25 protein-coding genes and 1 tRNA gene are annotated in these 18,648 nt (G+C 51.3%); 13 read left to right on the top strand and 13 right to left on the bottom strand.

Annotated elements, in window-relative coordinates; all coding sequences use genetic code 11:
- The first annotated feature begins 5 nt into the window (after positions 1-5).
- The 3 genes from AAC599_RS16265 (at position 6) to AAC599_RS16255 (ending at position 3,025) form a co-directional block, all read left to right on the top strand.
- Positions 6-1,718 (top strand): ATP-binding protein, encoded by a 1,713-nt coding sequence (locus tag AAC599_RS16265; protein ID WP_340151463.1) that lies wholly within the window; start codon positions 6-8, stop codon positions 1,716-1,718.
- Between the two features lie 100 nt (positions 1,719-1,818).
- Positions 1,819-2,574, top strand: coding sequence for a glucose 1-dehydrogenase (locus AAC599_RS16260; protein WP_340151462.1), 756 nt, complete (start codon positions 1,819-1,821; stop codon positions 2,572-2,574).
- A gap of 28 nt (positions 2,575-2,602) precedes the next feature.
- Entirely contained in the window at positions 2,603-3,025 is a 423-nt protein-coding gene (locus tag AAC599_RS16255) for a cupin domain-containing protein (RefSeq protein ID WP_340151461.1), read from the top strand.
- 16 nt (positions 3,026-3,041) lie between these two features.
- Here the strand turns inward: AAC599_RS16255 and AAC599_RS16250 are convergent, their stop codons facing one another.
- Positions 3,042-3,605 (bottom strand): peptidylprolyl isomerase, encoded by a 564-nt coding sequence (locus AAC599_RS16250; protein ID WP_340151460.1) that lies wholly within the window; start codon positions 3,603-3,605, stop codon positions 3,042-3,044.
- Between the two features lie 229 nt (positions 3,606-3,834).
- Here AAC599_RS16250 and AAC599_RS16245 point away from each other — a divergent pair.
- Both AAC599_RS16245 and AAC599_RS16240 read left to right on the top strand, forming a co-directional pair.
- Positions 3,835-3,910: transfer RNA gene (locus tag AAC599_RS16245), tRNA-Lys, on the top strand.
- Between the two features lie 143 nt (positions 3,911-4,053).
- The gene (locus AAC599_RS16240) at positions 4,054-4,683 is read left to right on the top strand and encodes a MarC family protein (protein WP_340151459.1); all 630 of its coding nucleotides are present in this window, start codon (positions 4,054-4,056) and stop codon (positions 4,681-4,683) included.
- Positions 4,684-4,693: 10 nt separating this feature from the next.
- Here AAC599_RS16240 and AAC599_RS16235 read toward each other — a convergent pair whose 3' ends face one another.
- The 3 genes from AAC599_RS16235 to AAC599_RS16225 form a co-directional block, all read right to left on the bottom strand.
- The gene (locus tag AAC599_RS16235; protein ID WP_340151458.1) at positions 4,694-5,350 is read right to left on the bottom strand and encodes a hypothetical protein; all 657 of its coding nucleotides are present in this window, start codon (positions 5,348-5,350) and stop codon (positions 4,694-4,696) included.
- Positions 5,351-5,444: 94 nt separating this feature from the next.
- Positions 5,445-6,776, bottom strand: coding sequence for an ABC transporter substrate-binding protein (locus AAC599_RS16230; protein WP_340151457.1), 1,332 nt, complete (start codon positions 6,774-6,776; stop codon positions 5,445-5,447).
- A 75-nt stretch (positions 6,777-6,851) separates the two neighbouring features.
- Positions 6,852-8,084, bottom strand: coding sequence for a cytochrome P450 (locus AAC599_RS16225; protein WP_340151456.1), 1,233 nt, complete (start codon positions 8,082-8,084; stop codon positions 6,852-6,854).
- 175 nt (positions 8,085-8,259) lie between these two features.
- Here AAC599_RS16225 and AAC599_RS16220 point away from each other — a divergent pair, with 175 nt between their 5' ends.
- Positions 8,260-9,402 (top strand): integrase arm-type DNA-binding domain-containing protein, encoded by a 1,143-nt coding sequence (locus AAC599_RS16220; protein ID WP_340151455.1) that lies wholly within the window; start codon positions 8,260-8,262, stop codon positions 9,400-9,402.
- 82 nt (positions 9,403-9,484) lie between these two features.
- Here the strand turns inward: AAC599_RS16220 and AAC599_RS16215 are convergent, their stop codons facing one another.
- The 8 genes from AAC599_RS16215 to AAC599_RS16180 all read right to left on the bottom strand — a co-directional run bounded on the left by AAC599_RS16215 (position 9,485) and on the right by AAC599_RS16180 (position 14,553).
- Positions 9,485-9,916 (bottom strand): DUF6082 family protein, encoded by a 432-nt coding sequence (locus AAC599_RS16215; RefSeq protein ID WP_340151454.1) that lies wholly within the window; start codon positions 9,914-9,916, stop codon positions 9,485-9,487.
- Positions 9,906-10,508: a DUF6879 family protein gene (locus tag AAC599_RS16210; RefSeq protein ID WP_340151453.1), complete on the bottom strand. Its 603-nt coding sequence runs from the start codon at positions 10,506-10,508 to the stop codon at positions 9,906-9,908. The genes AAC599_RS16215 and AAC599_RS16210 overlap by 11 nt, the downstream gene beginning before the upstream one ends.
- Positions 10,509-10,761: 253 nt before the next feature.
- The gene (locus tag AAC599_RS16205) at positions 10,762-10,980 is read right to left on the bottom strand and encodes a hypothetical protein (protein ID WP_340151452.1); all 219 of its coding nucleotides are present in this window, start codon (positions 10,978-10,980) and stop codon (positions 10,762-10,764) included.
- 193 nt (positions 10,981-11,173) lie between these two features.
- Positions 11,174-12,376 carry a type IV secretion system DNA-binding domain-containing protein gene (locus AAC599_RS16200; protein ID WP_340151451.1) on the bottom strand — a complete coding sequence of 401 codons (1,203 nt, stop codon included), beginning with the start codon at positions 12,374-12,376 and terminating at the stop codon, positions 11,174-11,176.
- Positions 12,377-12,380: 4 nt separating this feature from the next.
- Complete coding sequence (locus tag AAC599_RS16195; protein ID WP_340151450.1) at positions 12,381-13,361, bottom strand: tyrosine-type recombinase/integrase; 981 nt, start codon at positions 13,359-13,361, stop codon at positions 12,381-12,383.
- Positions 13,362-13,701: 340 nt separating this feature from the next.
- Positions 13,702-13,893: a hypothetical protein gene (locus AAC599_RS16190; RefSeq protein WP_340151449.1), complete on the bottom strand. Its 192-nt coding sequence runs from the start codon at positions 13,891-13,893 to the stop codon at positions 13,702-13,704.
- 79 nt (positions 13,894-13,972) lie between these two features.
- The gene (locus tag AAC599_RS16185; protein WP_340151448.1) at positions 13,973-14,260 is read right to left on the bottom strand and encodes a type II toxin-antitoxin system RelE/ParE family toxin; all 288 of its coding nucleotides are present in this window, start codon (positions 14,258-14,260) and stop codon (positions 13,973-13,975) included.
- Complete coding sequence (locus AAC599_RS16180; protein WP_340151447.1) at positions 14,257-14,553, bottom strand: CopG family ribbon-helix-helix protein; 297 nt, start codon at positions 14,551-14,553, stop codon at positions 14,257-14,259. The genes AAC599_RS16185 and AAC599_RS16180 overlap by 4 nt, the downstream gene beginning before the upstream one ends.
- A 410-nt stretch (positions 14,554-14,963) precedes the next feature.
- On the opposite strand from AAC599_RS16180, the gene AAC599_RS16175 reads away from it, so the two are divergent.
- From AAC599_RS16175 to AAC599_RS16155, 5 genes are all read left to right on the top strand, one after another.
- A complete protein-coding gene (locus tag AAC599_RS16175) occupies positions 14,964-15,314 on the top strand; it encodes a helix-turn-helix transcriptional regulator (RefSeq protein WP_340151446.1) in 351 nt (116 codons plus the stop codon).
- Complete coding sequence (locus tag AAC599_RS16170; RefSeq protein WP_340151445.1) at positions 15,304-15,801, top strand: hypothetical protein; 498 nt, start codon at positions 15,304-15,306, stop codon at positions 15,799-15,801. Before AAC599_RS16175 ends, AAC599_RS16170 begins: the two co-directional genes overlap by 11 nt.
- Positions 15,802-15,918: 117 nt before the next feature.
- Complete coding sequence (locus AAC599_RS16165) at positions 15,919-16,269, top strand: helix-turn-helix transcriptional regulator (RefSeq protein WP_340151444.1); 351 nt, start codon at positions 15,919-15,921, stop codon at positions 16,267-16,269.
- A 17-nt stretch (positions 16,270-16,286) separates the two neighbouring features.
- Positions 16,287-16,778, top strand: a complete 492-nt coding sequence (locus AAC599_RS16160; protein WP_340151443.1) for a hypothetical protein — start codon at positions 16,287-16,289, stop codon at positions 16,776-16,778.
- A 166-nt stretch (positions 16,779-16,944) separates the two neighbouring features.
- Positions 16,945-17,202, top strand: coding sequence for a DUF3768 domain-containing protein (locus AAC599_RS16155; RefSeq protein WP_340151442.1), 258 nt, complete (start codon positions 16,945-16,947; stop codon positions 17,200-17,202).
- A 71-nt stretch (positions 17,203-17,273) separates the two neighbouring features.
- On the opposite strand, the gene AAC599_RS16150 is transcribed toward AAC599_RS16155, so the two are convergent.
- Positions 17,274-17,846 carry a plasmid pRiA4b ORF-3 family protein gene (locus tag AAC599_RS16150; protein ID WP_340151441.1) on the bottom strand — a complete coding sequence of 191 codons (573 nt, stop codon included), beginning with the start codon at positions 17,844-17,846 and terminating at the stop codon, positions 17,274-17,276.
- A gap of 312 nt (positions 17,847-18,158) precedes the next feature.
- On the opposite strand from AAC599_RS16150, the gene AAC599_RS16145 reads away from it, so the two are divergent.
- Together AAC599_RS16145 and AAC599_RS16140 are read left to right on the top strand one after the other, a co-directional pair.
- Complete coding sequence (locus AAC599_RS16145) at positions 18,159-18,392, top strand: hypothetical protein (RefSeq protein ID WP_340151440.1); 234 nt, start codon at positions 18,159-18,161, stop codon at positions 18,390-18,392.
- A 48-nt stretch (positions 18,393-18,440) separates the two neighbouring features.
- A complete protein-coding gene (locus tag AAC599_RS16140; RefSeq protein WP_340151439.1) occupies positions 18,441-18,647 on the top strand; it encodes a hypothetical protein in 207 nt (68 codons plus the stop codon).
- Position 18,648: the final 1 nt, after the last annotated feature.

The raw sequence follows: 18,648 nt of genomic DNA, 5'->3' as shown, positions 1-18,648 counted from the left end.
GGTCGATGAACGTTCGAAAAATGGAAAAGATACGCTGGACGCGCGGTGCGGCCATGGTGGCCGGTACAGTTGGGACGGTTCTTCTGTTATCCGTTCTCGCCGGTCTCTCGCCGACCCCCCTCGCCTCCGTACTGGCCATGGGTAGCCTGATGGTCTGCTTTGCGTTGACTTTCCTGCAATCAAGTCAGGCAAAAAAGGAAAAGCAGACGCTGATATCCCGTGAATCGCTTCTCGATGCGGTTTTTGAGAATGTCGCGGTCGGGATCGCTGTCTATGACGAAAATTACAAGCTGCTGAAATGGAACAGCCGGTATCTTGAGTTTATCGGTATCAAGGAAAGCCAGCTGACGGCGCATACCACCTTCTATGATATTCTGGGCTGGTCCTTTGGCAACTACATGAATGTCGGCGCGGACAAAGACAGTTTTATCACCCAGGTGATCGACGCAATCGAGAGACTGCCCTCCAATTCGATTGACCGCTATTTCACGGATGGCCGGATCGTCGAAAGTTCCTTCAACAAACGGCCCGAGGGCGGTTTTGTGCTGACCCTGAATGACGTAACGACCAACCGCCTGGCGCAGCAGGCGCTTCGCGAGAATGAAGATCGTTACCGCAGCATGGTGGAGCTTTCGCCCGATGCGATCGTCGCGCATAAGGGCGGGTTTATCATCTATGTCAATGAAGCGGCGCTTGATCTGTTCAAGGTCAAAAGCCGCCACGACCTGATCGGCCAGAAGATTTCCAGCTATTTCCCCTTCTCCGATGGTGAGGCGCTGGTCCCCTATTTCAGCGATGCGGAAGATGCCGGAATGGTGAACAATCTGCCGGCCCTGAAATCAAAGGTCATCCGTGCGGATGGCACCCGGACCAGCGTTGAAATGGATGCTTCGGCCCTGCTCTATGGCGAGCGGAATGTGTTGCAGCTTGTGATCCGGGACATCTCGGCACAGATGCAGATCGAGGAATTCCTGAAACAGGCGAAGGACGAAGCGGAATATGCCGCGCAGCTGAAAGGCAAGTTCCTCGCGAATATGAGCCATGAGCTCAGAACACCGCTCAACGCCGTCATCGGCTTTTCCGAAGTCATCATCAGCGAGATTTTCGGCTCTGTCGGCAATCCCAAATATCTCGAATATGCGCATGACATCAATTCGAGTGGGCATCACCTTCTTGACCTGATCAATGACATTCTGGATTTCTCCAAGATCGAGGCCGGGGAGCAGAAAATCAAGGAAGAGGAAGTCGAGATCGACGTGCTGGTCAATGAATGCATTCGCCTGACCCAGCAGCATGCCATCGATAATGATATCAATATCAAGCTCGAATTCGATCCGCTCTTGCCGCAGATTTTTGCCGACCGGCGCATGATCAAGCAGATCCTGATCAACCTGCTGTCCAATGCCGTCAAGTTCACCCCGACCGGCGGACGCATCATCACCTCTGTCCAGGTGCTGGAGAATGAGGGTATCAGGATCAGCGTCAGCGATAACGGCATCGGTATCCGTGAAGACGATATCGAGCGGGCACTGACCCCCTTCGTTCAGGTCGATAACGAGAAGAGCCGAAAGTATCACGGCACGGGCCTTGGCCTGCCACTTTCCAAGAACCTGGCGGAGATGCATGAAGGCCGGCTGGAGCTTCACAGCAAATATGGGGAAGGCACGGAAGTCAGCCTCTATCTGCCACAGGACCGTATTCGTCGGAAAGCCGCCTGATCGCTCCCTTCCGCGCTTTTTCAGAAAACTTTTTTAACGCCCACTCTTGCCAATTGACGGCCAACGGTGAAATATCCTGCGAGATAACAGGAGGATATTCATGCGATTACAAGATAAAGTGGCCATCATCACCGGCGCGGGATCGGGCTTTGGCGAAGCAATGGCAAAACTGTTCGCGGCCGAGGGCGCGAAAGTGGTGGTCAGCGACATAAACGGTGCCGCCGCCGCTGCCGTTGCCAAGAGCATCACCGATGACGGCGGCGTTGCCATCAGCAGTGAAACCGATGTCACCAGCGCCGCGGATATCGCCGCCATGACCGAGCAGACCCTCGAGAACTTCCATAAGATCGATGTGCTGGTGAATAACGCCGGGATGCCGCAGCGGAACGGGTCCATGTTCGATGTCGATGAAGGCACCTTCGACAAGATCTTCGAGGTGAATGTCAAAAGCCTGTTTCTCACGACCAAGGCGATTGTCCCCCATATGCTGGAAAAGGGCGGCAATATCGTCAATATTTCCTCCACCGCGGCCCTCAGCCCCCGTCCCGGCCTCACCTGGTATAACGCAAGCAAGGGCGCTGTTCTCACCATGTCGAAATCCATGGCGGTCGAGTTGGCGCCGAAGCAGGTGCGGGTGAACGCGCTCTGCCCGGTCTTCGCCCATACGCCCATGGCGGTCGAGTTCATGGGCGGCGTCGATACCCAGGAAATCCGCGACAAGTTCGTTTCCACCATTCCGCTCGGCCGGGAGAATACGCCGCGCGATCTTGCCCATGCGGCGCTCTGGCTGGCGTCGGACGATGCGTCGTTCATCACCGGCGTCGCGCTGGAAGTTGACGGCGGGCGCTGCGTCTAGACATAAACAGGGAATGAAGGAGGCGATTGTGGCAGAAAGCAAGACGGAAGCGCGGAAAGTCCTGAATGTACCGCCCTCGGGCGGCCGCCGCTACGACATGGGCGGTATGACGAGCTATTTCCTCTCTGACGAGGCGGAAACCGAAAGCCGCTATTCCATTTCCGAATGGTGGCTGGAACCGCAGGAAAACGGTCCCGGCCCGCATTCCCATGAAAGTGAGGACGATATCTTTTTCGTCCTGGAAGGAACGGTTACCTTCATTCTCGATGGTGAGGAAATCGAGGCACCGAAGGGAACCTTCCTCAGGGTTCCCGTCGGTGTCACCCATGATTTCGCAAACAGGACGGCGGCCCGTGCCGGGTTTCTGAATATCTTCATTCCCGGCGGGTTCGAGCGGGACATGCCGGCCATTGTCCAGTGGTTCGCCGACAATCCTCCGTCAAAGGACTAGGCAGCCGATTGTTTGCCTATTGCGCGTCCGCCGCGACCTGCATCTTGACGATGATATCGGGCTCCCCCGGGACCATGCCGCTCTGACCAACGCCCTTCTTGATCAGGTCGACATATTCCATCCCTTCTGTCACGCGTCCCCAGACCGTGTATCCGAGCTTGTCGAGATGTGGTGAATCCGCAAGAACAATAAAGAACTGGCTGTCGGCGCTATGGGGCGACTGGGATCGCGCCATGGAGACGATGCCGCGCACATGCGGTGTGTTGGAGAACTCGGCCCGGAGCTTGCGGCCGGAGCCGCCCCGGCCGGTTCCCGTCGGATCACCGGTCTGCGCCATGAAGTCCTGAATGACGCGGTGGAACTTGACGCCGTCATAGAACCCTTCGCGGGTCAGTTCCTTGATCCGGGCCACATGATTGGGTGCAAGGTCGGGGCGCATTTCGATCACCACCCGTCCATATTGCAAATCGAGATACAGTGTGTTTTCCAGATCCGCCGCGCGCGCGCTCTGCAGCGGCAGGCCGGTCACGCCGACCAGTGCCAGAACCAGGAACATCCGGGACAAAAACTTCGAAACCATTCGCTTCCTCGTCTATTAACTTTAAATGCTTCTTTTTTCTGCCATTTAGAGGCGGTGACGTCCATATTTAAAACGCGAATGTGGCAAATAACCGCAAATTCCGCACCGGCTTAAAAAAAACGAAATGGATGCTTGACCATCCGTTGCGACGACCCTATGTTGCAGCCGCATTGCGACGCTACGGGGCATATTTGCACGGAACTGGGTTGCGATACATACCGCAAATAGTGGGCCCGTAGCTCAGTTGGTAGAGCAGCTGACTTTTAATCAGCGGGTCACAGGTTCGAATCCTGTCGGGCTCACCATTTCCCTCCCCTGATTTAGTATCTGTCTGAAGGCGGCTCTCCGCCCGCCCCTCCCGCCGCGAATGGGGATGGATTTTTGCGCGCCATTGGCTATAGAGTGATCCCGTAGTCATTTCAGGCATAGGCGGCAAGGACAGGAAGCAATGACGGAACCGGAGCTGATGGCGATCGTGGCCGCTCTTTTCTCGATGATGAACCCGATCGGCAATGCCGGCATTTTCGCAGGGCTAACGGCGGATTACTCGCCCAAAGAAACGCGCAATGTCGCGATCCGGAGTGCGATCGCCTGTGTCATCATCCTTCTGGTTGTCGTCTGGACAGGCGGTCTCCTGCTCAAATTCTTCGGCATCAATGTGAACGAACTGCGCGCGGCGGGCGGCATCATCGTTCTCATGATCGGGCTGCATATGCTATTCAACAAGGCGGAACACAAGACAAGCCAAGGGGAGACGGAGGATGCGAAAGAGCGTGCCTCTATCGCCATCGTGCCCATTGCGATCCCCATCGTTGCCGGGCCCGGCACCATGGCAACGGCCCTGGTCGGGGCGGAGCGGTATCCCGACATCATGGCGAAAGTGGAGATTTCGGTAGTGGTTGTTCTGCTCTCGGCACTGGTCGGGCTGTTATTCGCCTTCTCGAAGCCGCTCTCGACCCGGCTCGGGGAAAGCGGCATGGCGGTGGTCACCCGGATCATGGGTATGGTCTTGGTGGCGCTTTCCGTGGGCATGCTGACCTCCGGGATCAGCGCCCTGATCCCCGCCCTCTTGAAATAGCCGTTTGGTTCTAGCGGACCGGGGCTGCGGGAAAGGAGAGTTCCTCCCGCGCGCGCCATTTATCGGTTACATAATTGACGATCAGGGTCTTGCGGGTGCCATTGATCGGGCGCGGCTTGAACCCGTGCCAGCTTTGCGGGGACGGCACGAAGACGATGGCGTAGTTGCTTTTGAAGGGCACATTGCGAACGAAGGTCTGGTTGTCCTTGTAGATCGAGGAGCCCCAGCCCCCCGCCTCTTCATCGCGGGAGAGATAAATCTGCATGGTGAACTTCTTCACCCCGATATCCGTATGCGGCTCCAGCCAGAAACTCTCCCGGTCCTGCGTATATTCGATGCGGAGGAAAGTGCCCGTGAGGTCGATGTCGAACTTCTTCTCGATATTGGCAACGGTCTCCGGCGCCTGGAACAGCTCGGCGACGCTCTTGACGACCGGCGTGCTGGCCTGCCGTTCGACATCGAAATAGTTGCGCTTGTCATTATTGATCTCGCGCCGGCCGATCCGGTAGTCCATCTGGCCCGTCCCGATCTCAAGGGCGAGCAGGTCATCCACCACCGGGACCGGGAAAAGATCGCTCAGCTCCCACAGGTCATAGGGATCGTCCGTATGTGCCGCCTGATCAAGGCTGGTCTTGAATGTGGTTTCCAGATCTTTCAGCGCCGTCACGATAATGTCCACCCGGGTTGTTTGAAGTGCAGGAATGATTATGCGCCGACTCCTAGCAGAAACCACCCCACCCCACAACTCTTTCCGGCCTCTCCTACTGCGGTTTGAAGTCGTTGGCGAGGGTTTCGGCGCGGGTTATGTCGGCATCGGACATGCGGCTTCGATAGAGCTTTTCCCATTCCTCTGCCTCGATGATTTCCTCTCGCGCCGCCAGGATCGCCCATTTCAGGGCCTCGACATCATTCTGATCGACCCCGTCGCCCGCGCCATAGCGGGTAGCGAGCTTCTCCTGCGCCTTGCCATATCCCTGAAGGGCCGATTTCTCGAACCACTGGACGGAGGCGACAGTGTCCGCCTCGGTCCCGTAGCCGTCGCGATAGGCCTTGCCGAGGTTGTACTGCGCCTCGGGCATGCCCGCCTCCGCCGCGAGCCGGATATAGCCAAAGGCGCGCGCCGCATCCTCCTTCACGCCGATGCCATAGCTGTACATCTTGCCAAGGGTATATTGGGAGGGGGCAAAATCATTTTCTGCGGATTTTTCGAGCAGCCCGATGGCCGCTGCCTCGTCCTTGGCCGCCAGCAGGGTGAGCGCATGGTTATGGATGGCGGGCGGATAGTTCGCGGCGCGGGCCTTTTCGTTCCAGAATTCCGCCGCCTTGCTGTCGGGATCGACGCCGCGCCCCTGATCATACATGACGGAGAGATTGTATTGCGCCTTGGCATCGCCCTTGCGGGCCAGCTCCTCCCAGATTGCCACCGCCTCGGCGAAGCGGCCCTGCTCGAACAGATCCTCACCGGCGGCAAAGTCCCGCGTTTCCGCATTGAGCCTTTCCGCACGGATCTTGAACAGGGTGAGCAGCCCTTCCATCCCGTCGCTGCTGAGGACCAGATTGAAGCTTTCGCGGTGGCTGATGGCGACGCTCGTCCCGTTGATCAGGAGATCGATAATCAGCGGCCGCCCCAGTACCTCCCGCACCCGCCAGTCGAGGGTGATCGTCTCCCGCTTCGGCCGGGTGAGCGTGGTCCGCACGAAGGAATCGCGAGAGCCCTTCTCGGCAACCGACAGGATGACGAATTTATCATCCGGGTATCCGCCAAGCTGACTGCCGTAGGAGGAGAGGTAGAAGTCGCGGAACAGGTCGAGAAACTCCTGACGCTGATCATGGGGCAGCTTTTCCCAGCCCGGCCCGATCACCAGTTCTGCGATCAGGGTGAAATGAAAGTTCCGGCCAATGGTGGCGACAAGCTGCTTCTCCCGCTCCGCCAGCGGCTTGCCGCGCTGTGAAAGGATGCTTTTCGCCTTTTCCGAAATCGCGAGGATCGCCGCCTCGGCGCGGGCGCCCCTGTTATCTGTCTGGGCAGCGGCCCCGCCAAGGGTCAGGGCGGAGAGAGCAAGGGCGAGCGTCAGTTTGCGAAATGTCTTCACCTGGCCGTCCTTCAGCTGTCGTTGCGGTAAACCATTATGGTATATTATGGCTTTGCCGGAAAATTGCAAAAATCTTTATCGGGCGGGCGTGACTTTGAGCGGCAGCGCGGCCGGAGATCGAAGATTGACATTATGGCCGAATTTTATGTCGTCGGTTGCAAGCTCCATGTCCGCGAAGGTTTCCAGCAACATCTCGAACGCGATCCGCCCTTCCAGCCGGGCAAGCTGGATACCGGCACAGATATGATGGCCGCTGCCGAAGCTCACATGATGGTTCGGATGGCGGTCTATATGCAGCTCGTCCGGCGCCTCATAGGTTTTCGGATCCCGCCCCGCCGCCCCGAGGACGAGCAGCACCAGATCCCCCTCACCTATGGTCGCCCCGCCAAGTTCAACCTCTTCCGCCGCCATGCGGCCGATGAACTGGGGCGGGCTGTCGAAGCGGAGCAATTCCTCCACTGCCGTCCGGATCAGATCGGGGTTTTCCCGGAGCCGCGCCAACTCATCGGGATTGCGAAGCAGCGCCAGCGTGCCGTTGGTCAGCAGGCAGGAGGTGGTTTCATTTCCGGCATTCAGCAGCAGCAATGTATTGGCCACCAGTTCGTCGAGGCTGAGCTTGTCGCCATCCTCCTCCGCATGGACCAGCGCGGAGAGCAGGTTGTCTTCCGGCTCCCGGTGGAGCTTCTCGACTTTTTCCTTGAGATAATCGGTAAATTCCTGAACCGCCACGGCGCCTGCTTCAAGGTCCTCATCGGAGATATTGGCGTAGAAATTAAGCGCCACGATGGAAAAGGCGTCGCACCAGGCCTTGACCTGCTTGCGGTCCTCCGCGGGGATGCCGACAATCTCGGAAATCACCAGAATGGGAAGCGGCACCGCATAGTCGGCGACGAGGTCCATCTCACCCGATTGAATGGCCGGGGCCAGAAGCTCCCTCGCCAGCCGCCGGATGTTGTCATCGTAATTATCCACCGCCGCCCGCTTGAAGGCGTAATGCACAAGATTGCGCAGCCGCGTATGATCGGGCTCGTCCCGCTGCAGCATCAGCAGCGACAGCGTGTTGAACAGCGGTTTCAGCTTTTCATCGGAAAACTTGCCGCGAAACTTAGTGACCCGGTCGGAGGACAGCCGCGCATCCTTGAAGGCCGCCACGATAAGATCATGTTCCAGGACGATCCAGGCCTTCATCTCCTCATCGAAGTAAATGCCGTGCTTCTCCCGCTGGGCGGCATAGTGAGGATAGGGATTGTCGATATGCTCAAGGCTGAAAATCATGGGCGGCCCCTCCCGAACCGGAATAATTTTCATGTCGATGGTGCCCGCACCCTGCACCGACTGGAAAAATCATAGTTGATCATACTGTAACTAAATACATGTTTTAAATCAATAATATGGATATCCATTCGATCATCGTGTAACATAGTTTTTCGCCGCTTTTCTGGCCAAAGGGTGGGCCAAAAGGGGGGCTGAAAAGGGTGGGCTGATGATCTATAAAACACTAAACCAAATGAAAGCCAAGAACCTTTCTGCCGGAAAATATGCCGATGGGCAAGGCTTATGGTTGATAAAGCGATCCAAAGGTTTCGGTAAATGGATACTGCGGTTATCGATATCAGGAAAGCGCCGGGAAATGGGGCTGGGAGCTTGGCCCGATGTTTCGATTGCTGAAGCGCGCGAGCAAGCCTCTATTGCCCGGAAACAGTTGCGGGATGGAATCGATCCTATCGAAGAACGACAAAGGGTACGGCAGCCGGATGAAAAGGTAACCGTCAAGGAAGCCGTCATGAGTTGCTTTGACGCCAGGCAAGCAGAACTGAAAGATGATGGCAAAGCAGGCCGATGGCTTTCTCCCTTGTCGGTGCATATCCTTCCCAAACTTGGCAAGAAGCCCATCGAGTCCATCGACCAGCATATCCTGAAAAAGCACTTGGAGCCTATCTGGCATGACAAGCCAGTCGCCGCCCGAAAAGCCTTAAGCCGTATGAACCTTACGTTGAAGCATGCGGCTGCATTAGGACTGGACGTAGACTTGCAGGCGGTGATGAAAGCACAGGCCCTCTTAGGGAAGCAGCGCCATAAACCCTCTCATATCCCGTCCCTGCCCTACGAAGAAGCCCCACAGTTCTATAAATGGCTTAAAAGCAAAGACTTCCAGTCCTGTTATGCACTTCGCTTCCTGATGCTCACAGCGGCGCGGACAAGCGAAGTACGGTTCGCGACGTTTGATGAGATAGAGAGCGACGCCTGGTCGCTACCGCCAGAACGAACGAAAACCGGTAAGGCTCTCCGTATACCCTTAACAAAGGAAGCCTTGGCCGTCATCAAGCAAGCAAAGCAAAGTGACGATCAAAAATTGCTGTTTCCATCTGTTACTGGAAAACCAATGTCTGATGCCACTATGTCCCGTTTTATGGAGCGTGAAGGCTATAACGCCCGTCCTCATGGTTTCAGGGCAACATTCCGAACATGGGTGGAAGAACAAACTGATACGGACTTTGACGTAAAGGAGGCTGCCTTGGGGCATCAGGTAGATTCAAGTATCGTGCGGGCTTATCAGCGCTCAGATCGGTTTGAGAAACGGGAAAAGCTGATGGAGAAGTGGGATCATTTTCTAACTTCAAACTAAAAGTTCACTTACCAGCGGCACAAATATATCCTTAGATTATGCTATAATCACGTAATTCTTAGAAAGAATCTGTGCATCTTTTTTAAATATTTTTGTCCACGAATGACACAAAATCGTCATTATAAAATCTTTTGTTTTCCTCCCAATGATCGCGAACATATGGCGATATAAAAAAGTCCTTAATATCGGATCTAAGCCCTTCAACCTTTATCACGGATGATATCTTTTGCAGCTCATATGCGCAGCTTAGGTGTAAAAATAGAAACGTAAGAAACTTTCTTTGCTCAAATGTAGTTGAAGTAGCTTTATTAGCTAATCGAGTATCAAGCACTTCTAATAATTCTTTATTTTCAAAAACTAACTTCCATATGTCTCTGTGATGTGCTGTAAGATCCAGATAATTTGAAACTCTTTTGTCTTTTCGATTTTGCCATACAGTATATGCAGTAAAAAGAAAACTAGCGATAATTCCGGCAGACTGAAGAAAGGTAAACCATTCAAAATTAGTCGCCATTTGAGTATACACTCTCAAAGCGCACACAATTTGACTGAATAAAGCTAAATAATGCGCTCATTTGATACAATTCTTGAACATCTTCGACATACCATCCACCTAACAGTCTTCCATTCTTGTCATAATCATAGATGTAGCCAAATCTAGTATCAAAAACCATAAAATCTCTCGTTGCATATCTTTCGAAAATTTCTGTCACAGCTATCATATTTGCAATAAATATTCGCTCTCCCAATTTAATATTTTCTTTGTAGTTTTCTATTTCCCATTTTAAGTATTCATTTGGCGGAGCAGCTATCGGCCTACATCTTATTATTTCGACCCAGCGTTTTTTTAGGTCTTGATATATTGGCGCATCGCCTTGTTTTTCTTGGGATATTAATTTTTTTGATTTTTCAATGTCTCCGTCCAGGAAAGCTTTGAGGCTTTGGTTGTCGCCTTCATCATAAAAATCCAAAGTTTCCAATTTTAGTATACGCGTTCTTACACTGCTCCATGCAGGTTCAAATTTTGAAATAAATGCTTCGGAACTATCAAAATACTGTGCTTTGCGTACAATCTCTTCGATTCGAGGCAAAAAATTTAGAGACATAACTAGTTGTTTCGCTTCTTAGTTGTTGGTTGTCATAGTTTCTCTGCCCCTTGTTGATGAAATTATGATTTCCTCAAGAGGACCACATACTACAACGAAATGAAAATGTGCCACTAAAATTACCGTCACTCTCAATCATGTAATGATGAAAAAATACTTTCAGTAGTCTACTAATCAAGTAACAATTCTTCAACCTAGATAAGGAATATCCATTAATTACTAAAAGGATTAATCTTAGTTGCGATTTTTCTATCTAAACTTTTTTGATAGCAGAAATTATTACTTCCCTAGGTAGCACAACAACCTCTTCGTCAGGACCACATGAGATTCCTTCAGAGAAATACGGTTTTAATGTAGATGTTGCTCTTATGCCAATAAACGCGAAGTCCCCGTTCTCGAGCTCAAGAACTTCCGGACATTTAGCTAGTCCAGATGAATCTCTTGGCCCTTTCCCTAATGATCGTTTGATCATCATGCTTCTCCTATACGTTGTTGTAGCCTGATTAATTATGTCATGGATAGAGTTTGATTGCAATTATCAATGGCATTTCCTGCAAGTCGATTCGGCTTGAAATTCTTTCAATCTTTCTAGTTTAACGAGTTTTCGTAACAGTTTAGTATTCTACGTTTTTTGCTATTGTGGATTTCAGTTCTTATACGAGTGATTAACTGAGCAGATATTTTCTATTGAGGGACAATAGCGTATCAGCACTATATGGTTTGGACGGCGCACCGTCGATCATAAGCTTCAGATAGATGCTATAATTCGGAAGCTTTGTGAGATCCTGAGCGGTAAACGTGGGCTCAAATTCTTTGGCGAGAACTCGCGCGTCATGTGCTCCAACGCGGAACGAGATGATTGTACCCACATTCCCCAAAATTGCATGACGAATATCCTCACTAATTTGATGAATGTACTGATGCGCAACGATCATCGAGAGCTTGTATTTGCGCAATTGCGGAAACAGATTGATGAGCGATTTTGACGTCATATGCTGGAACTCATCTGCGATAAGGGCGTGGGGACGCCGCTCCTCTTCTGGAATATCCGCACGGCTCAAAGCTGCAAGGCCAATTGAGGTGGTGAGGAGCCCGCCTAACAGCCCCGCGCTATCCGCACCAAGTTGGCCGACCGAGAGGTTGACCAGAAGAATTCTACCGCCGTCCATGATTTTACGAAACGACAGCGGCTTTTGTGGTTTGGTCAGGATGGTATAGAGCTTCGGATTTGCAAGGAAGGCAGATATCTTCGATTGCACGGGGGAAATCGCATCGGCTCGGTAGCTGGAGCTGTATTTTGGATATTCATGCAGCCAAAAATCTTGTACTGCCGTATGCCCAACCTTCGCTGCAACATCCTTTCGAAACTCCTCCTCCCGAAGAAGCCGGAGAATATCAGGCAGGGTCATTTCTCTTGGTTGTTCCAGAAGCGCCAGAATTGCCTGGCGCAGAATATGCTCCATGCGCTGTCCCCAGGCGCGCTCGCCCCAGTGCATGCGAAAGATTTCAAGAAGCCCTGAAGCTGCAAGCGCTCGGTATTGTGCCGGAACGGGCTTTAGGGGATTGTATCCATAGGGCGTATCCTTCGTGACGTTGAAGTAGTCAACATCCCCACACCGATGTTCCGGGATGTGCGTAACGATCCTCTCCACGAGATCCCCGTGATAATCAATGAGCGTGAGCCCATTTCCATTCTTGATATCCTGAAGCGCAATATTTTCTAGGAGTGTCGTTTTGCCGGTGCCGGTCTTCCCGATGATATACATCGAAGAGAGCCGATCATGGCTTCTGATACCAAAGAGCCGGTTTGAATTCCGGGCGTTAGTCCGGCCGAGGTAGGTAATGTGATTGTCGTGATGCCGTTGCATCCGTTCATTCTAGGTAACGGGGGTTTGGATTGTAGGGGTCGGTATGTGTGGATGGAGCATGGGGCTGAGGAGCCCCCTGCCCGCTTTGCTTTTCATAGTTCATTGGCGCATCAGCATCGTAGGAAAGAAAGCGGAAATGCGCTTTCCTGGCGTGCTTATGCTGAATTGAGAGATAATGCCGGCGCGTTGTTTCGACCTTTGAGTGCCCGAGGAGCCGCGCCACGTAATCGGTGGGGCATCCATTTGCAAGCAGCGTTGTCGCATAGGTATGACGCAAAGTGTGGAGCGTGACCCGTTTCCGCAACCCGGTTAAACGAAACACAGCTCGAAATTGTTCCTCCATCCGGTCAAGCGTAATGGCATGTGGTATCCGTGGCGAGTATTTCGGGTTCGTCACAAAAAGCGCCGGGCAGTTGTCCCTCCGCATATCACAATACGCCTTGATCCAGTGACGCGCCCGGTCATTAAAATACACCCGACGACGCTTGTTTCCTTTCCCAACAATACTGATTTCGCTACCCACAATGTCCGTGATCTTGAGGTTGAGGGTTTCGGAAGGCCGCATGCCAGTATTGATCATTACTTCGATATAGGTGCGGAGCCGCATGCCGTCTAAGGTCTCGGTGTCGATAAGGGAGAAGATGAGTTCAAGCTCATCCGGCTCCAGGAATTCAACATAGTCAGGCTCCTTCGGCTTAGGAATGAAGATATCGAAGGTATAGCACTCGAGCCTCTGTTCCTTTTTAAGCCAGGTTAGAAATGCCTTGATCGCCCAGAGGTGGAGGGCAATCGTGCCGTCAGTGAGTTTGCGGTCCCGGAGGCATGATATCCAACTATTAATACTCTCGCGGTTGATCTCTGAGATCTCGGTGATGTGCCGCTCCCGGCAGAACTGCCGCAATTTTTTCTGGTACGCTTTGATCGTCTCAGGTGATTTGCCCTGCCGCCTGAAATAGAGGGCAAAGTCGTCAATAAATGTGTGCATAGATGATGTAGGTTAGGCTCCTCCGAAGGCTTTCTCCCACCTGGATGTTCCTCTTGAGGAACACCTAGTGTATGGCGCTCGAGGGTGACCGTATAGGACCCCTGACATGCCACTTAGAGAAGTCTTCACCATTGGTAATTGGCTGTGCGGATGAATGAAACAAACGGGAAAGTATGCTATACTTTTCGTCTATCATTCGGTTGTATGGTGTCAAGGGTGCGGCACTTGACAGATACGAAATATATCGCGGGGTAGAGGAGAGGTTGCCCGCATATTTTACCCATATAATGCCCCGTTTACGACGGGGTGTTTTTTGTAGTCGAGCTATCCCGTATATGTTTTAGGCCGCATCATAGTCGTCTACGCTCTCAATAATACCCCGATTAGGCTTTTTAGCAAAGGCGTCAGTGTCGGCTTTTTCTTGTTGCTCAGTATTATTACTCCACGGTGCAGTCCCTGCCCGCTCCAGTTCTTCATACATACGCTGACAGTGTTCCAGATGCTCTATAAGACGACGTGATTTCCGTTCCATGGGCGGAGTATATCGGTCACCAGTGTACGTCAAAGAGGGCACTATGTGCCTTTATCGTATGTCGCTAGGGTAACAACAATTAAAAAGAAGAAGGAAAACGTCGTCTGGAGTGGTAGACGCGCAGTATCTCTATCGTGCCTGATTTTACCCGATAGGGAACGACAAAGGGCGTTCCGGGGATGATAAATTCTCTCGTCCCCATTACACGTCCCTCGCGCCCGAGATTGGGGGCCTGGGTAAGGCGGATTTCCAAAATTTCATGGATCCGCTCAAGTGTTTGCTTGGCAGCGCTCGGATTACGTTCCGCTATGTATTGATAGATATCGTGAAGGTCACTAACGGCTTCTGGTGTCCAGGTGAGCTTCATACGGATGTCGGTAACGGACGCTCATCCTCGGTGCCAAGAGAAGATATCCAATCGCGAACTTCATCATGGGCGATATGCTTGCCAGCATCCGCCGATGCAAGTGCTGCTTCGATCCCGGCAATCTGCCATTCCTGAACGGCTAGGAACTCTTCAATTGCTTCAGCCGCAAGAAAAGACTGGCTGCGCTTCAGGCTGCTCGCAAGCTTTGCGAAGCGCTTTTTAACGTCGCTATCTATCCTCACTGATAAGACTGTGCTGTCCGTCATTTCGTCAATAACTATCTCTTTTTTCATATGTATACAATATACTACAAATCACTCTAATTTGCAATACTGACGGTGCCAGGTGCGTCCCTTTCTGCGACAGCGATTAGTATATTTTGCATAGGCACATCGTGGAAGATATCATATGTGCTCATCGCATGTACGGCCTTCTTGTTTCAAGATGACGTATTCTGATAACCTTCCCCATAGCTACCCCAACGTGATTAATCTCCACCACTGTGGTCTTTTGGCCTTCGGAAGGGTTTTACCCTTCCGTTTGTAGCTATATGAGAGATCACAGTGGCGGTGTCATATTGGAAGGGCATTCTATGCTGGGGATAGTGTATGAGAAGAGCATGCCGGATTGGTATATCAGGCCCCCTACGGTGCGAAGGAAAGACGCGATACGCTGATCGTCTTACTCAATAATTCCAAAAAATATGATCAACGACTTCGCACTCGAATTAAAAGTGGCCCGCAGGAAGGCCGGATTAAGTCAGGCGGATTGTGCGCATTTGCTTGGTGTTCATCCCTCCAGGATATCATTGCTTGAAAGCGGCAAGGCGGTGCCGTCCATCCATCACATCTGCCGCCTTTCGGTGATGTATGGAAGGAGTTTTGAGAGCCTTTTCAGCGATATTTATGATGACGCTCGCCGTAACCTTCGAAAGCGCCTCCATACGATGCCAGAGGCCCCAGCCCGATGGCTTGGACAGTTTAATCGGGAAAACACACTTCGCGCCCTTGCGCATCGTCTTAGCAGTGAACTTGATGAGGACTATGGCAGCTAAGGTAAGGGTGCTTGCCGTGGCGGCGGCGACCGGGCGAATTGGGTATGTATTTCTCGTTGATGGAGAGCTCAGGGACTGGCAGCTTTCAAAAAAGGCTGCAACGAGTGTAGAGCTGGCAAGTGCATATGCGGACAATTGGATTACGACGCTTCATCCCGATGTCGTTGTGACTGAAGACATCCGAAAACGATCCTCCAAGGGCAGAAAAACCAGAGCCTTGATTGCTAGCGTTTCCGAAATTACGACAAAGATGGATCTCCTTGATGTGAAGGTCCCTAGATCATCGGCATATGCGAACAAATATGAAGAAGCCGATGCGCTCGGCAAGCGCTTTCCAGAGCTTGCGGCCTGGGTGCCGAAAAAGCCGAAGGTTTGGGAGACGGAACCTAAGAATACGGTGTATTTTGAAGCATTGGCATTAGCCCTTCAGGCGATGGGGAATTATGATACTGCACATGGTTTTCAGCAAAGTGTAATGGTTGAGTGATAAAGTTATACCGTATGCGGTAAGTTTCCCCTCCTACGATCCTATTCCTGATTTAGTACGCTATGACTTGGCAGACAATTTTCGTAGTTCTGTACCGTATGTTCATATCAATTTTCTATGTTATCGGGACCCAGTTACCTCAAGGCATACCGCCATCGAAGCGGCCTTACGCAGGCTGAAGTAGCGCGACTGCTGGGCTTCGATGCGCCGGTAAGTATTTCCCGATACGAGAACTTTCAGCGCGTGCCGCACCTCGAAGCGGCGCTGGCGCTTGAAATGCTCTTTGATGCAAGCGTTGGTGAACTCTTCCCGCAGGTTTCGGAAAAGGTGCTGACGGACCTTCTGCAAGAGATTGAAGCATTGCACGAAGAAATTAGAAAAAACGCGCTGCCTGCCGATCATTATAAAGTCGCCGCACTTGCGAATATGCAGGCGCGGCTAAGGGAATTCTGCACAACATTAATGTGAACTCACGATTTCGATTTATGAAGAGAAACATTCGTATCCTTTCTCTGGTGCCGACATCGCGTGGCACTGGTTACATAATCGCGGAAACACCTCCGCTTTTCGTCCTTCAGCGGAGTGTGCTGTCACGCGAATATGGACAAGACCAGCACATCAAGGAACTCGCCAGGCTTATTGCCTGGAACCGGCCGGAAGTCCTCCTGCTTGAAGATTTAAACTCGACGTATTATCGCCGCGAAAAGACTCGCACGACAATTGAGGCAGTTATCGGTCTCGCAAGCGGATATGGCATCGCCGTCCGGGCGATTGCAAAAGAAGATGTCTATGCGCAGTTTAACGTTTCTGAAACAGCAACAAAAGCCGTCATTGCCCGGTTGGCAGCTGAGCTGTTGCAGGACCCGTCAATAACAAAATTGGTGCCCGGAGATCGGCGACTGTGGGAGGCAGAGCCCTATTGGATGCCGATGTTTGAAGCATTGGCCCTTCTTCTCACTGCGTTAAAGGCCGATTGACGCACTCAGAAGCCCCGCCCCGCCTTCTCTGGCGACTGCTGGGTTTGAGCATTGGGCTCGAACTCAGCTTCGCACAGAGGAGCACAAAATGACGGATGAAAAATCCAAAAGTGAAATACAGCGCCTTAACGACCTGCTTCGATGCAAAGGTCAAGGAGGACGTATCATGATGACGAGCGGTATAAACATGCTCGGATCACAGACGGTCGCCCAAATACTGGCGGCAGTCGCATCGTTTGATGCGTTTAATGGAGACAACGACCCCCATGGTGAACATGATTGCGCCATCCAGAAAATTGATGGGCGGAAAATCATCTGGAAGATCGATTACTACGATCCCAGCCTACGCTATCACTCGGAGGATCCGGCTGATCCCAGCAAGACATGCCGAGTACTGACAGTCATGCTGGCGCATGAGTATTAGGATATTCCATCCATAATACGCACCCCGCAAATAGCGGGGTGTTTTTTTGACAGCTATCAGGCAACCAATATTTATCCTTGAATTTGATAAATAGTACGGATTGCCGTTATCATATGAGTTGCTTGAGACGGACTAAAACATGAAGGGTCATACGGACCTGACCAAACCATCATTTCATCATGCCTAGGATGTTCTGGATTCGTAATCGCGTCCACATACTCCCAATATCCACTCACTCCGCCGCAATCTTCTGGTGGGCAGGCTCTTTCCCCGGCTACACATACTGGGGTCTTCATACACAACTCCAAATCAGTACATGATTCCTCAACATCAATTTCGTGACACCATTTATCACCAAAATCGTAATAATACGAAAATCGGGAAATACCCTTTAAAACGTCACCAATTGTATAATTACGCTCATCCAAACTGTCCGTCTCGCAGATTTCTTCTTCACTATCTGGCAAGTGATATTCTCTACCATCAATCAAAAAGGAATGAAGATGGCAATCCGACCATCCCATGGCTCCCTGAAGGACAGCATGTAACTCGCGTAACGTCAGTTCGTGCGAAACAATCACCTGTCTCCAGATTGCCGGAACAATATCTTTCAGCGCTATCTTTAGCTTTATCTTTCTATTCATTCCCGGATCATTTCATGTCTTGTTTAAAAGACAATTAGGTTTTTATATTGGACAGGAGTGCTTCACCTGTATCCCTATATTTGGGGATTTCCTACCCGTATCCATAGTAATTCTCCGCACTAATGTGTCGCGTCTTCCGTCTATAAGGCTCTAAAAACAATATCCTCATACTTGCACCCATAAGCATAGAAATTCAGTGCAAATCGAAAATATTAGATATGATTGCAAAAGTTGTATTTTTGTGCAATATCTTCAACAATTAATTAAATTGTAATGACTTGTTAGTATTTTTGAGAATTTTTGGGATTAAAGATGGTTGGAAAGTCGTCGCGCAAAAAATTTATCGTGCCCGGTGCTGATAAGCTGCGCGCTGAATTGTCGGCATCGAAAGCACAGCTTGCTGGATCAGCCGGATGTGCATATCGATCAGTGCAAAATGTTTTGGATGAAGCTCCGACGACAAAGAATACGTGTGAAAAGGTTGTCAATGGATTGATAAAATTAGGCAGTAAGAAGGCAGCACTCGAAATGATTGTAAAAATATAGTAATATAATATAGGAAGTTGTATAAAATAAAGCCTAAGGAGTACTAAAATGACTGATTTTGGTAACTATGATGGAGACAATACACTTGTCATTGATGATGCATATCGTACTCGGATTAAAATGAGCGCAGATGATCGAAAACCCGAGGAGCCTGGCAATACTGGCCTTTTGCAATTTTCTGACGATGATGAGCTCACTCCGGCGGAACAAGAGATAGCTGACAATTTGCTATCACCAAAATTCTGGGTTGAATAAC

Origin of the sequence: uncultured Sneathiella sp., assembly GCF_963976355.1 — a bacterium.
Lineage (GTDB): Bacteria > Pseudomonadota > Alphaproteobacteria > Sneathiellales > Sneathiellaceae > Sneathiella.
Note: the sequence above shows the minus strand (reverse complement) of the source record. Positions and strands in the feature narration are given on the sequence as shown.